The 13299-nt window shown below is 41.9% G+C and carries 15 protein-coding genes; 3 read left to right on the forward strand and 12 right to left on the reverse strand.

The features are described from left to right. Positions 1 to 2 precede the first annotated feature (2 nt). The 7 genes from ispC to rpsB form a co-directional block, all read right to left on the reverse strand. Positions 3 to 1193, reverse strand: a complete 1191-nt coding sequence (gene ispC / locus ACGHEH_RS02025) for a 1-deoxy-D-xylulose-5-phosphate reductoisomerase (protein WP_390441404.1) — start codon at positions 1191 to 1193, stop codon at positions 3 to 5. After that, positions 1190 to 2056, reverse strand: a complete 867-nt coding sequence (locus tag ACGHEH_RS02030) for a phosphatidate cytidylyltransferase (protein ID WP_390441406.1) — start codon at positions 2054 to 2056, stop codon at positions 1190 to 1192. Before ACGHEH_RS02030 ends, ispC begins: the two co-directional genes overlap by 4 nt. 11 nt (positions 2057 to 2067) lie before the next feature. Continuing rightward, positions 2068 to 2841, reverse strand: coding sequence for an isoprenyl transferase (locus ACGHEH_RS02035; RefSeq protein WP_390441408.1), 774 nt, complete (start codon positions 2839 to 2841; stop codon positions 2068 to 2070). Positions 2842 to 2916: 75 nt separating this feature from the next. Next, complete coding sequence (gene frr / locus ACGHEH_RS02040) at positions 2917 to 3474, reverse strand: ribosome recycling factor (protein ID WP_130257128.1); 558 nt, start codon at positions 3472 to 3474, stop codon at positions 2917 to 2919. Positions 3475 to 3497: 23 nt separating this feature from the next. Further along, positions 3498 to 4235 carry a UMP kinase gene (pyrH, locus tag ACGHEH_RS02045; protein ID WP_138481234.1) on the reverse strand — a complete coding sequence of 246 codons (738 nt, stop codon included), beginning with the start codon at positions 4233 to 4235 and terminating at the stop codon, positions 3498 to 3500. Positions 4236 to 4384: 149 nt separating this feature from the next. After that, positions 4385 to 5236 carry a translation elongation factor Ts gene (gene tsf, locus ACGHEH_RS02050; protein WP_390441412.1) on the reverse strand — a complete coding sequence of 284 codons (852 nt, stop codon included), beginning with the start codon at positions 5234 to 5236 and terminating at the stop codon, positions 4385 to 4387. Positions 5237 to 5339: 103 nt separating this feature from the next. Further along, entirely contained in the window at positions 5340 to 6068 is a 729-nt protein-coding gene (gene rpsB, locus ACGHEH_RS02055) for a 30S ribosomal protein S2 (protein WP_349286406.1), read from the reverse strand. A gap of 263 nt (positions 6069 to 6331) precedes the next feature. Here rpsB and map point away from each other — a divergent pair, with 263 nt between their 5' ends. Further along, a complete protein-coding gene (gene map, locus ACGHEH_RS02060) occupies positions 6332 to 7120 on the forward strand; it encodes a type I methionyl aminopeptidase (protein WP_390441414.1) in 789 nt (262 codons plus the stop codon). A gap of 62 nt (positions 7121 to 7182) precedes the next feature. On the opposite strand, the gene ACGHEH_RS02065 is transcribed toward map, so the two are convergent. Beyond that, positions 7183 to 7389 (reverse strand): hypothetical protein, encoded by a 207-nt coding sequence (locus ACGHEH_RS02065; RefSeq protein ID WP_390441416.1) that lies wholly within the window; start codon positions 7387 to 7389, stop codon positions 7183 to 7185. A gap of 241 nt (positions 7390 to 7630) precedes the next feature. Here ACGHEH_RS02065 and glnD point away from each other — a divergent pair, with 241 nt between their 5' ends. Further along, on the forward strand, positions 7631 to 10249 hold the full coding sequence (gene glnD / locus ACGHEH_RS02070; protein WP_390441419.1) for a [protein-PII] uridylyltransferase: 2619 nt from the start codon (positions 7631 to 7633) through the stop codon (positions 10247 to 10249). Positions 10250 to 10257: 8 nt separating this feature from the next. Further along, on the forward strand, positions 10258 to 11085 hold the full coding sequence (gene dapD, locus ACGHEH_RS02075; RefSeq protein WP_390441421.1) for a 2,3,4,5-tetrahydropyridine-2,6-dicarboxylate N-succinyltransferase: 828 nt from the start codon (positions 10258 to 10260) through the stop codon (positions 11083 to 11085). Between the two features lie 72 nt (positions 11086 to 11157). Here the strand turns inward: dapD and ACGHEH_RS02080 are convergent, their stop codons facing one another. From ACGHEH_RS02080 to ACGHEH_RS02095, 4 genes are read right to left on the reverse strand one after another with little or no spacing between them, the layout of a single operon-like run. Continuing rightward, entirely contained in the window at positions 11158 to 11745 is a 588-nt protein-coding gene (locus ACGHEH_RS02080) for a hypothetical protein (protein ID WP_390441423.1), read from the reverse strand. A gap of 1 nt (position 11746) precedes the next feature. Beyond that, positions 11747 to 12187, reverse strand: a complete 441-nt coding sequence (locus tag ACGHEH_RS02085; protein ID WP_390441426.1) for a flavodoxin — start codon at positions 12185 to 12187, stop codon at positions 11747 to 11749. Beyond that, positions 12187 to 12921 (reverse strand): tRNA pseudouridine(65) synthase TruC, encoded by a 735-nt coding sequence (gene truC, locus ACGHEH_RS02090; RefSeq protein WP_390441428.1) that lies wholly within the window; start codon positions 12919 to 12921, stop codon positions 12187 to 12189. The genes ACGHEH_RS02085 and truC overlap by 1 nt, the downstream gene beginning before the upstream one ends. 12 nt (positions 12922 to 12933) lie before the next feature. Next, the gene (locus ACGHEH_RS02095; protein WP_349286412.1) at positions 12934 to 13260 is read right to left on the reverse strand and encodes a YqcC family protein; all 327 of its coding nucleotides are present in this window, start codon (positions 13258 to 13260) and stop codon (positions 12934 to 12936) included. Between the last annotated feature and the right edge of the window lie 39 nt (positions 13261 to 13299).

The following is a 13299-nucleotide window of genomic DNA, read 5'->3' on the forward strand; positions in this document are numbered from 1 at the left end:
AATCACTCCATGGTTTTAAGTATATTTTTAGCCAAATTTCTTGCTTCAAAATCTTGAGCAAGCACGTCTTCAATGCTTGATAGTGTGCCAATCGAAATTTGGTTTAATACTTCTGCATTTACTTTATAAATATCTGTAAAGCCAATTTGCTTATTCAAAAAAGCTGCAACCGCAATTTCATTAGCCGCATTCACAGCGGTTGTTGCAGCTTGCCCTGTTTTACACGCTTCTATTGCCAACGCTAAATTCGGATAACGATGATAATCAGGTTTTGTGAAAGTAAAATCACAGATTTGTGAGAAATCTAAAGGTGCTACTCCTGCGTCAATGCGCTCAGGGTAAGACAAACCATATGCAATTGGTGTTCGCATATCAGGTTGACCCATTTGAGCAATCACAGAACCATCTTGGTACTGCACCATTGAGTGGATCATGCTTTGCGGATGGATCACCACTTCAATGTCGTCTGCATCACAGTTAAACAACCACTTAGCTTCGACAAACTCTAATCCTTTATTCATCATGGTCGCAGAGTCTACTGAGATCTTCTGGCCCATAGACCAGTTTGGATGAGCAACGGCTTCTTCAACGGTTACATCAACTAAGGTATCAATATCACGATTTAAGAAAGGTCCACCTGAACCAGTTAAAAGTATTTTACGAATACCGAACTGATCTAGATTAGGGTCTGAATGCTGCTGGAAAGCACTTGGTAAGCTTTGGTATATAGCATTATGCTCGCTATCTATCGGCAACAGGGTCGCCCCATGCTGCTTCACTTTATCCATAAAGATCTGGCCTGACATCACCAAAGACTCTTTATTGGCTAAAAGTACTTTTTTGCTGTGCTCGACCGCACAAATTGTCGGCAATAAGCCTGCAGCTCCAACAATCGCAGACATCACAATATCAACGTCACTGTGAGAAACCACATCTTGCATCGCTTGAACGCCTGTCAGAACCTGAATCTCGGTTCCTGCTAAGTCATTCTTCAGTTGTTTTGCGGCTTGCTCACATTGCATCACCGCAAACTTTGGTTTAAATGTCTGGCACTGCTGACGCATTACCTCAACATTACGACCTGCCACTAAGGCGAATACCGAAAACTTATCAGCATTACGTGCAATCACATCTAAAGTAGAAACACCAATTGACCCAGTTGAGCCAAGGATTGCTACCTGCTGAGTGCTCATAACGCCACCGTCCACGCATAACACAGGGCGAATATTGGTGCTGCTGCTGTGAGGCTATCAATACGATCTAAGATACCACCATGGCCAGGTAAACAACTGCCTGAGTCTTTCAAACCTGCTTCACGTTTAAACATACTTTCTAGTAAATCGCCTACGGCTGAAAACAGTGCGATAAACACAGTCAATAAGGCATAAACTGGCCACATCGCTTGCTCAACATCCGCACAGGCACAGAATATAACGACAAAAATAACCGCAGTAAGTAAACCACCTATTAACCCTTCAATGGTTTTGTTTGGGCTTACTTTTGGCATTAACTTATGCTTACCAAGGTTTTTACCTGCAAAATAAGCACCTATATCAGCACTCCAAACGATGCCTAACACCACCATAATTAGAGTTGAACCAAATAGCTCAGATTGTTGGTACTCAGCACTACGCAAAACATTGAGTGCAAGCCAAAGCGGCACGAGCGTCAGCAAGCCTGCCACAGCTTTCATCACAAACCCTTCTGACCACGAGCGAGACATATTTGGATATTTAACCACAAGAAAAGTAGCAACTAACCACCAGGCAAAAGCAAGGGTGAAAACATAGTTTGCATCAGACAGTAATTGTCCATTTTGCCAAAGAGATTCTATGGGCCAATGCAGATGAAGTGCACCAAGGATAGCGGCGACTAAAGCTACGAATGTACCTCTTTGAGCCATTTTTTTCAGACCCATCAATGAAGACCATTCCCAAGCACCTAAAAGAGTAATCGCACCAGCAATAAAACTAAATAATGATAACGGTGTATAAAACACTAAAAGCATAGCCAGTGGTGCTAAAACCACTGACGTTAAAATACGTAATTTAAGCAAATTAATAACCTTTAACTTGTTGTTTTGGACTCGGCAAGTAATTGTTTTATTTGTTCGCCGGTACAGCCAAAGCGTCGCTCTCTAGATATAAAACAGGCGATTGCCTCAGAAAAAGCCTTTTCATTAAAATCAGGCCAAAGTGTATCTGTAAAATAGAGCTCAGCATAAGCTGCCTGCCAAAGTAAAAAGTTGCTGATGCGGCAATCTCCGCCAGTCCTTATCAACAAGTCTAATTCACTTTGATCTGCCATACTTAATTGTTTTGACAAAGTGTCTTCTGTGATGTCTTTCACAGTAAGTTGGCCATCTTGTACTTGCTGCGCCATAGATTGAGCGGCCTGTACAATATCCCACCGGCCACCATAATTTGCCGCAACATTTAATTTCAGACCTGTATTATTAGTAGTTAATTCATGTGCTGCTTTTACCCTATCTTGTAAAGATTCAGGAAAGCGTGAAATATCACCAATAACCGTCAGTTTTACATTATTCTTGTGTAGTTTTTTGACTTCTTTAGTTAAGACGAAAAAAAACAGTTCCATTAAGGTACTGACTTCATCTTCAGGTCGTCGCCAATTTTCACTGCTGAAAGCAAAAAGCGTCAACGACTCAATACCCAGTTTTGTACAAAACTGGACAGCCGAACGAACGGAATCTACACCTTTTTTATGCCCGTATGTACGAGGACGGTTGCGGCTTTGCGCCCAACGTCCATTCCCGTCCATGATAATAGCAACATGTTTAGGCAAGGACTGTTTTGAAACTGTTTCAGTACTTAAAACCATAATTCCGATTTAGGTAAAAAAAACGCCGCCTAGTATACCCTAGACGGCGTTTCAAAACTAATAAATTTAAACTGGTTAAATTTCCATCAACTCAGCTTCTTTCGCACTTAGTTGAGTATCCATTTCTTTAACATACTTGTCTGTTAACTTTTGGATCTCGTCTTCGCCTTGACGCGCTTCATCTTCTGAGATGTCTTTGTCTTTTAATAGCGACTTGATGTCACCATTGGCATCACGGCGGATGTTACGAATAGCAACACGACCACCTTCAACTTCACCACGTACTATTTTAATTAGGTCTTTACGACGTTCTTCTGTTAGTGGAGGAAGTGGTACGCGGATTACGGTACCTGCAGACATAGGGTTTAAACCTAAATCTGAAGACATGATCGCTTTTTCAACTGCTTGCGCTAGAGACTTGTCGAATACATTGATTGCTAATGTACGAGAGTCTTCAGTTGTTACGTTTGCTACTTGGTTCAGAGGCGTGTCTGCGCCATAGTAAGAAACAGTAATACCGTCTAATAATGCTGGGTGTGCACGACCAGTACGGATTTTAGATAGCTGGCTAGCAAGTGCTGCCACGCTTTTTTTCATGCGCTCTTCAGCGTCTTTTTTGATATCGTTAATCACAATTCAATCCTAGTCTTTGTAGATTATTCAGCTACTTGTGAAGAAATAAGGGTACCCTCTTCTTCACCCATGATAACGCGTTTAAGCGCACCTGGTTTATTCATGTTAAATACGCTCAAAGGCATATTATGGTCACGAGCTAGCGTAAATGCAGCTAAGTCCATCACCTTTAATTCTCTATCGATCACTTCATTATAAGTCAAATGACGGTGAAGTGTCGCTTCTGGATTCTTCACCGGGTCGTCGCTGAATACACCATCAACTTTTGTTGCTTTAATTACTGTATCAGCTTCGATCTCAATACCGCGTAAACACGCCGCAGAGTCTGTTGTGAAGAATGGGTTGCCTGTACCTGCAGAGAAGATCACTACTCGGCCAGACTTTAATAAGCTAATTGCTTCAGCCCAGTTGTATGCGTCACACACACCATTAAGCGGAATAGCAGACATAAGACGTGCATTTACAAATGCACGGTGAAGTGCGTCACGCATTGCTAAACCGTTCATTACAGTTGCTAGCATACCCATATGGTCGCCAACTACGCGGTTCATGCCCGCTTCTGCTAATGAGCCACCACGTAAGAAGTTACCGCCACCGATAACTAAACCTACTTCTACGTCGAGTTCTACAAGCTCTTTGATTTCTTGCGCCATACGATCCAATACTTTTGGATCAATACCAAAGCCTTCGTCTCCCATTAAAGCTTCACCGCTTAATTTAAGAAGAACGCGTCTAAAAACAGGTTTTCTATTCGTAGTCATAATCTCAGGGCCATATGTAAAAGTGGGGATAAAAAATAACCGCGCTTATGAAACTCATAAATGCGCGGTTATTCTAAAGAATTTTCAGCATTGAAGCAAAAGCAAATGCTGCCTAAATGTGGCTTTTTGCCTCTGCTTCATGAGTAAAATTACTCGCCTTTAGCTGCTGCGATTTGCGCTGCAACTTCTGCTGCGAAATCTTCTTCTTTCTTCTCGATACCTTCACCAACTTCTAAACGGATGAAGTTAGAAACTGAAGCGCCTTTCTCTTTAAGGAATTCGCCAACAGATTTCTTAGGTTCCATAATGAACGCTTGACCAGTAAGAGAGATCTCACCAGTGAACTTCTTCATACGACCTACAACCATCTTCTCAGCGATTTCTGCAGGCTTACCTTCGTTCATAGCGATTTCAACTTGAACAGCTTTTTCTTTTTCAACAACTTCAGCTGGAACGTCTTCAGGGTTAACGAAGTCAGGCTTAGAAGCAGCAACGTGCATAGCAACGTGCTTAAGTGTTTCTTCGTCAGCATCACCAGTAACAACAACACCGATACGGTCGCCGTGACGGTAAGCAGAAAGGTTCTCACCATCGATGTACTCAACGCGACGAACGTTGATGTTTTCACCGATTTTAGCAACTAGCGCAACACGTGTTTCTTCGAACTGAGCTTTAAGTGCTTCGATATCACCTTTTGACTCAACAGCAGCGTCAAGTACAGTGTTAGCGAAACCTAGGAAGTTTTCGTCTTTAGCAACGAAGTCAGTCTGACAGTTAACTTCTAGAAGTGCAGCAAAACCTTCGCCTTGCTTGATTAAGATTGTACCTTCTGCAGCGATGTTACCCGCTTTCTTAGCAGCTTTAGCAGCACCACTCTTACGCATGTTTTCGATAGCAAGCTCGATATCACCGTTAGTTTCAGTTAGTGCTTTTTTACAATCCATCATGCCAGCGCCAGTACGCTCGCGTAATTCTTTAACTAGGGCAGCAGTTACAGCCATTAGTATATCCTCAAATATGAAGTTTTTTTCGGGGTGCGGAATGACCGCTCTTCAAGAATATCAAGCCTTCACCTTATTTTGATGAAGGCTTGATGACAGCTAATTACTCAGCTTCTACGAAATCGTCGTTTTCAGCTTGTGCAACGATGTTGCTTTCACGACCTTCAGTGATAGCAGTTGCAACAGCACCAGTGTAAAGCTGGATAGCGCGGATCGCGTCATCGTTACCTGGTACGATGAAGTCAACACCGTCTGGGTTTGAGTTAGTATCAACTACAGATACTACTGGAATACCTAGGTTGTTTGCTTCACGGATAGCGATGTGCTCGTGGTCAGCGTCGATTACAAAGATAGCGTCAGGAAGACCGCCCATGTCTTTGATACCACCAAGGCTCTTCTCAAGCTTTTCCATTTCACGCGTTTTCATTAGCGCTTCTTTCTTAGTAAGCTTTTCGAAAGTACCGTCTTGGCTTTGAGCTTCAAGGTCTTTAAGACGCTTGATTGATTGACGAACTGTTTTCCAGTTAGTCAACATACCACCTAACCAACGGTGATTTACGTAGAACTGCTCACTTTGAAGAGCTGCTTCTTTAACTGCTTCGCTTGCAGCGCGCTTAGTACCTACGAAAAGGATTTTGCCTTTGTTAGATGCAACGTTCTGTAAGAACTTAAGTGCATCGTTGAACATAGGAACAGTTTTTTCTAGGTTGATGATATGAACGCGGTTACGTGCACCGAAGATGAACGGCTTCATCTTAGGGTTCCAGTAACGTGCTTGGTGACCGAAGTGAACACCAGCTTGAAGCATATCGCGCATTGAAACGTTTGCCATTTTAATTTCCTCTAATATTTAGGGTTAGGCCTCCACATATCCCATAGCACCAACACGTAATGTATAATTACCTGCACCCAAGTGTATGTGTCGATATGTGTGTGTGTTAATATAAAAAGTATGTTTGTCTTAACTACAAACTATCTTGAAAGATAAATTTGTAAAAAGACGGCGCGCTTTATACCATATTAAAGCGCCAGATTCAACGATACGACTAAAATTTGTGCGTTATTGCAAAGTAAAAATTAACGATTGGAGCCTCAATGAGTGCAGTGATTAAAACCCCTGAAGAAATCGAAAAAATGCGTGTTGCCGGTCGCTTAGCGGCTGAAGTCTTAGAAATGATTGAACCTCATGTGAAGCCTGGGGTAACAACTGAAGAGCTAAACACCATTTGTCACAATTATATTGTTGACGTTCAAGATGCGGTGCCTGCACCTCTGAACTATCATGGTTTTCCAAAATCAATTTGTACTTCAGTAAACCATGTGATTTGTCACGGTATCCCAAATGACAAACCTCTAAAAGACGGCGATATCATCAATATCGACATTACCGTGATCAAAGATGGCTACCATGGCGACACTTCAAAAATGTTTCATGTTGGTTCGCCAAATATTCAAGGCAAACGTTTAGCTCAAATCACACAAGAAAGCTTATATCTTGCAATAAAAATGGTTAAGCCAGGTGTGCGTTTAGGTGATATCGGTGCTGCGATTCAAAAATATGCTGAAGGCTTTAGCTATTCTATCGTTCGTGAATATTGTGGCCACGGTATTGGTGCTGAATTCCACGAAGAGCCACAGGTTATGCACTATGGTAAACCTGGTACGGGCGAAACACTTAAAGCAGGTATGTGTTTAACGATTGAGCCTATGGTGAATGCGGGTAAGCGTCAATGTAAACTACTTAAAGATGGTTGGACGGTTGTGACTAAAGACCGTAGCTTGTCAGCTCAATGGGAGCATACTTTGCTTGTTACTGACAATGGTGTTGAAATTTTAACACTACGTAATGATGAGACGATAGATCGTGTAATAGAACACAATTAAGATTTATTACTCTAATACTATAAATGCCAACTTAAAGAAGTTGGCATTTTGCTTTTTACAGATTACCAATCTAAGAAGCCTGTTCCTTGGCAAGAGCGTGAAACAGGTACTTTTTTCCACTCACCATTTTCCAAATAAACATAATAAGCTTGAGAGTTCTGGCAAATATAACCACCCATTAGCACCTCTGCCTGAACTGGTTTTGTGATACTTGCTGCAAGTATTAAAGTACCAAGTGCAATCATTGTTGTTTTAATCATGGTTTTCATATCTTTTCCTTGTTGTCCATAAAACCAAATTTATAAAAACACATCATTAACACCATATCAATAACTAGAAGACAAAAATACCCAAAGCAAACACACAGAACAAACTAAAGAGTTCAAGCCCGTTTAAGAACTAAACGTTCGATCTTGTTATATGCTCCTCCACTCGCAATTCGCAGCAACTTAGTGTAAAACTTACTAAGCGCTCATCAATTCATTTGATAAAAAAAATCAGGGATATTCCGTGGCATTACCCAATAAATTAAAAACGCTTCTTGATTCAGCTAGCACGCTCGATGATTTTAAAGATTGCTCCGCTTTTTTTTACAAATGGCTTGGCAATGAATTTTCAAAGCAACCTGTAAAACACCTCATTCGCGCCCGTGCCGAATTTGTCGATTTACTGCTGCAAAAGCTTTATGTCATTACAAGCTTAAACAAACATGATGATATCGCGCTAATCGCGGTTGGCGGATATGGTCGAGGCGAGCTGCACCCTTATTCGGATATCGACTTTTTATTACTGGTTCGTTCAGAGCCCAATGAAGAGTTAAAAGAGTCGCTCGGTCAATTTGTCACTCATTTATGGGATCTAGGTTTAGAGATAGGCCACAGTGTTCGAACACATGAACAAGTATTAGAACAAAAAAAGCAAGACGTACACTTCACCACCAGCTTACTTGAGTGCCGCTTAATTAGTGGTAATGAGTTAGAGTTTGAACGCCTCAAAAGCCACATTATTGAAACACCTATCTGGCGATCAGAAGAGTTCTTTATCGCCAAAGTAGATGAGCAAAAAATTCGTCGTAAAAAATGTCATGGTACGGCGTACAACCTCGAGCCCAATGTAAAAGAAAACCCGGGTGGTTTGCGTGACCTGCAAACCATTTTTTGGGTAGCAAAAAAACACTTCCATGCAGAGACACTTCGAGAACTCATCAGCCACGGTTATCTAACCCATGAAGAATATCAAGAACTACTCGAATGTATCGAAAACCTCTGGAATATTCGTTTTGCTCTACACCTTGCTGCAGGTAGAAACGAAAACCGCCTATTGTTCGACTACCAACCTCATGCTGCAGAATTATTAGGATTTGGTTCTGAGGGTAAAGCTTCTGTTGAGCGCATGATGAAGCGTTTATTTCGAATCATGAGCCGTGTTCGCGAAATGAACCAAATGCTACTGTCATATTTTGAACAAAGTATCTTGGTTGACCAAGTTAACCATCAACCTCAACCGCTCGATAAAAACTTTGAGCGCGTAGGCAATCGTATTCAAGTCACCGATCCTTCAGTTTTCTTTAAACGTGAACACATTTTTGTGTTGTTTGAACATATCGCAGAAAACCCAGAGATCACCGACATAGAACCCAACACACTAAGAACTATGCGCCAAGTTCGCCGTCGTCTACTTGGTGATTTACAAGATTACGCAGGATGTAGAGATGCCTTTTTACGCTTAATCAAACACCCGAATGGCATGGGTCGAGCGTTCACCCTGATGCACAAGCACGGCATTATTGCCGCCTACTTACCGCAATGGCGTAATATATTTGGGCAAATGCAGTTCGATCTATTCCACGCTTACACAGTAGATGAACATACCCATAAGTTAATTAATAACATCTACAAGTATTTCGACAAGAATAAACAAAAAGATTTCCCCATTTGCTCTGAAATTGTCACCCGCATGGACAAACCTGAGCTCCTTTACCTTGCTGGTATTTTCCATGATATTGCCAAAGGCCGCGGTGGCGACCACTCAGAGCTAGGCGCAGTTGATGCCAGTACCTTTTGTAAAGTGCATGGTTTTAGTAATTCAGAGGCGCGATTAGTCGCTTGGTTGGTTGAAAACCATTTATTGATGTCGGTTACTGCACAACGTAAAGATATTAATGACCCTGATGTGATTGCAGAGTTTGCATCTCGCGTTAAAAATGAACGTCAACTAGATTATTTATATTGCTTAACTGTTGCAGACATCCGTGCAACCAACGACAACCTCTGGAATGACTGGAAAAATACCCTGCTACGTGAACTGTATTTGCATACACAGCGCGCTTTAAGAGCAGGCCTTGAAAACCCAATGGACATGCGCGACCAAATTCGCGACAAAAAGCAACAAGCCAAACAGCGCCTCATTGAGCTGGGTTTTGAAGAAAGCCAAATTGACTTTATTTGGTCTCGTTTTAAGGCAAACTATTTTACCGGATTTAGTGAGCAACAAATTTCATGGCAATCCGAGCACCTGCTCAAGGTAAAAGACTTAAATGACTTTAGCGTGATTGTCGGTGAAAAGCCGCTTCATGGGGGCACACAAGTCTTTGTTTATAGCCCTTACGAAGCCAGTTTATTCGCCAAGCTCGTGAGCGTTATCGGCTCTAAAAAAGCACAAATTCAGCACGCTCAAGTGATGACCACGAAAGATGGCTTTGTGGTCTTTAACTTCGTGATACTCGAACAAGACGGCGATCCGGTTTCAGTAAACCGTGCCCGCTCTATCCGTAAAGGCATCGAATCTTTAATTCAAGATCCGAAGAAAAAGATCAGAGTGAAGAAGAACCGCTCTCATCGCTTTAAAGACTTTAATATCAAACCTAAGGTGATTGTGCGCCCGCATGCGCGGGAAAATCGTAGTCTCATTGAAATTCAAGCAATCGATATTCCGGGACTTTTAACTAAAATAGCCGAAGTATTTCAGGCTAATTCACTGCATATTCATGCCGCACGTATTACAACGGTCGGCGAGCGTGCAGAAGACTTTTTCGTCATCTCAAATAAAGATTATCAAGCCCTCGATGAAGAGCATAAAGTAACACTTCAACGAGACTTAATGAAAAAATTAAACGCAGAAACAAATTAGAGGAAACTATGTCAGATTTAAAAACCATCATTGAACAAGCATGGGAGCAACGTGATGGCATCACTCCTACACAAGTGAGCGACGAAGTTAAAAATGCAATCATTCAATCTCTTTCATTGCTAGATTCTGGTGCTGCGCGAGTTGCAGAAAAAATCAGCGGTGAATGGGTTGTGCATCAGTGGCTTAAAAAAGCGGTACTGCTGTCTTTCCGTATTCGTGATAACCAACCAATGAACGATGGCGTAAACCAGTTTTATGACAAGGTGCCACTTAAATTTTCTGACTACACGCCAGAGCAATTCCAACAAGGCGGTATGCGCGTAGTACCTAACGCTGTAGCACGTCAGGGCAGCTTTGTCGGTAAGAACGTGGTACTTATGCCTTCTTACGTGAACATTGGTGCTTATGTTGATGAAGGCACTATGGTTGATACGTGGGCTACAGTTGGTTCATGTGCACAGATTGGTAAAAACGTGCACCTGTCTGGTGGTGTGGGCATTGGTGGTGTATTAGAGCCATTACAAGCTAACCCAACCATCATCGAAGATAACTGTTTTATCGGTGCACGCTCTGAAATCGTTGAAGGGGTCATTGTTGAGGAAGGCGCGGTAATTTCAATGGGCGTATACATTTCTCAAAGTACGCGTATTTATGACCGTGAAACAGGCGAAATCCACTATGGTCGCGTACCAGCAGGTGCGGTCGTTGTACCAGGTTCATTGCCAAGCAAAGATGGCTCACACAGCCTTTACGCAGCAATTATCGTGAAGAAAGTTGACCAGCAGACACGTGAAAAAGTGGGTATTAACGCTCTACTTCGCTCTATCGATGAGTAATCAATAGAAGAACGAGAAAAGGCCGCAATCATTGACGATTTGCGGCCTTTTTGATTAGATTTTATGAAGTGGTTAGTTACAACTTAAACCTTGAAGATCATAGTGCTTAAACTGCCTTTTATTATTTTCAGTAAAGCTGATGGTGAGTTGCTCTAACGGCTCATAACTTTCAATGGCTAATGATTTACCAAGCCAAGGTTCTTTTACGACCGGTAACAATTCGTAAAACCCAAGTCCTCTATCGCACATAATATTAATATCATGAAATGCCGTGAGTAACTTGCCTGGCGCTTGGCTTTGAATACTGATATTGGCTTGCTCAATGTAGTTATCTGCCTTGGTGCCATTAAATACATAGTAGACCGAAGTGATACTCAGCATAATCACTTGAACAGAGGCAACAAACATTAAAGGCAGCACTGCTAGTTTAGCTTTACTGCTCACCTCATTGTGTTTCACGAAGTAAATAAGTAACCAACAACCGGCAATGACCATGGCTAACTTCAGCGGTACTAAAAGCACACTGAAATAGTACATGAGCTTTTCACTGCCCCACTTTAAGCCAAATGCATTTTCAAACCAGCTACTCTCAATTGCTGGCAGCACAATTAAAATACTGCTGAGTAATAATACCCATTTAAATTTTTGTAACTTCGACATATTAAAGTGTTTTCTGCCACTCTGTTAACCAGGCTTCAACCACTTCCCATGGTTCAAAATACTCACACGCATCCACATCTAGACGCGGTAAAGTTTGCTCTGCATTCAATTCTTGTAATAAAGCATCGACTTGCTTGCCCGCGCCACAATAGGTGTCACCATAGCTTGAGTCGCCCAAGGAGATCACCCCCGCTTTTTTTCCTGTTAACATTGGCGACTGACTTCTCAGCTGCATAACCAATGGCTCAATGTTATCAGGCAGATCGCCAGAGCCTGTGGTCGAGGTAATAAACAAAGCCACTTCAGCGGCTTTTAAATCATCGATGCTTGCGCTTTCAAATAAGCTCACTTGATGTGACGCTGACAAAACAGTTTGCACCTGTTCAGCTAAATTCTGTGCATTGCCATACACACTGCCTACAAAAATTGAAATTGATGCCATTATTGATAGTCCTGTTCGCTGCTGGGCCACCCCAATTGCGCACAGATTTTTAGCATCTCTTCGCCTAGGTTTGCCCGAATGGTAATTTCTTGTTTTGTATAAGGATGAACAAACTTTAACCGAGTTGCAAATAACATTAAGCGCTGCAAACCAAAATGCTCATAAAAAAAGTGATTATGCTTGTTATCACCATGGTTCACATCACCCAAAATAGGATGAGCTAAATGTTTTAAATGACGTCGAATTTGATGCTTTCGACCGGTTTTAGGAAAACACTCCACCAGCGAATAACGAATGCTCGGAAACTTACCAAAAGGAATAGGCAAACTTGCCTGATGTAAACAGTTAAATTCTGTTTGCGCTTCTTGCGGCGCTTTATCTTGATCGGCAAATTTGTCAGCGATTTTATCTAAATGCTCTTTTAAAGGCCTGTCTAAATAAACATGCTCAGGCGCAAAACCTCGCACCAGTGCCAAATAACGTTTTTCGATTTTACCCTCAATGAATACTTGATTCATATCTCTGGCAGCTTCTGAGCTCAGTGCAAATAACAAAATACCACTGGTAGGACGGTCTAATCGATGCACCGGAAATACGTGCTGCCCGAGCTGATCACGCAACATTTGCATGGCAAATTGGGTTTCGCGTTTATCTAAAAATGAACGATGTACCAATAAGCCCGAAGGTTTGTTAATCGCCACATAGTTTTCGTCTTGATAGACAATCTCAAGCATGGTCTTTCTCTTTTAATTCTGTTGTAAGCTTTCGTCTAACTTGGTCAGTAGACTTAAAATCTGCGGATATTGCGGGTGAGTGGCAAAGCTCATCTCAGCCATAGGCGCAATCGACATATTGGCTGGTAGTGCCATACCTTGCTCTATCATCAAGGACATTTTAGGAATAAAAACAAACTGCAACCACTGCTCAAATGTCATCACATCACAACAAAATGGCGCGGTAGAATTTAGCTTTTCAGCCTCAATGCTTTCACTTTGCCAAAGCTTGGCGATGCGTAATACCGCTTCGAGCTCTTTCAATAAGGTATAAACTGCTTGATATTGGGCGTGACTCATCAAACCGACTCTTTGTAGACTATTTAAAACCCGCGAATT

The sequence above is a fragment of the Pseudoalteromonas sp. MTN2-4 genome, from assembly GCF_042848605.1.
In the GTDB taxonomy this organism is placed as follows: Bacteria; Pseudomonadota; Gammaproteobacteria; order Enterobacterales; family Alteromonadaceae; genus Pseudoalteromonas.

What these genes read in the sequence shown, in the direction of transcription:
- ispC (WP_390441404.1), bottom strand. Translation starts at nt 1,193, where the DNA reads ATGAGCACTCAGCAGGTAGCAATCCTTGGCTCAACTGGGTCAATTGGT.
- ACGHEH_RS02035 (WP_390441408.1), bottom strand. Translation starts at nt 2,841, where the DNA reads ATGGTTTTAAGTACTGAAACAGTTTCAAAACAGTCCTTGCCTAAACAT.
- pyrH (WP_138481234.1), bottom strand. Translation starts at nt 4,235, where the DNA reads ATGACTACGAATAGAAAACCTGTTTTTAGACGCGTTCTTCTTAAATTA.
- tsf (WP_390441412.1), bottom strand. Translation starts at nt 5,236, where the DNA reads ATGGCTGTAACTGCTGCCCTAGTTAAAGAATTACGCGAGCGTACTGGC.
- rpsB (WP_349286406.1), bottom strand. Translation starts at nt 6,068, where the DNA reads ATGGCAAACGTTTCAATGCGCGATATGCTTCAAGCTGGTGTTCACTTC.
- map (WP_390441414.1), top strand. Translation starts at nt 6,332, where the DNA reads ATGAGTGCAGTGATTAAAACCCCTGAAGAAATCGAAAAAATGCGTGTT.
- ACGHEH_RS02065 (WP_390441416.1), bottom strand. Translation starts at nt 7,389, where the DNA reads ATGAAAACCATGATTAAAACAACAATGATTGCACTTGGTACTTTAATA.
- dapD (WP_390441421.1), top strand. Translation starts at nt 10,258, where the DNA reads ATGTCAGATTTAAAAACCATCATTGAACAAGCATGGGAGCAACGTGAT.
- ACGHEH_RS02080 (WP_390441423.1), bottom strand. Translation starts at nt 11,745, where the DNA reads ATGTCGAAGTTACAAAAATTTAAATGGGTATTATTACTCAGCAGTATT.
- ACGHEH_RS02085 (WP_390441426.1), bottom strand. Translation starts at nt 12,187, where the DNA reads ATGGCATCAATTTCAATTTTTGTAGGCAGTGTGTATGGCAATGCACAG.
- truC (WP_390441428.1), bottom strand. Translation starts at nt 12,921, where the DNA reads ATGCTTGAGATTGTCTATCAAGACGAAAACTATGTGGCGATTAACAAA.
- ACGHEH_RS02095 (WP_349286412.1), bottom strand. Translation starts at nt 13,260, where the DNA reads ATGAGTCACGCCCAATATCAAGCAGTTTATACCTTATTGAAAGAGCTC.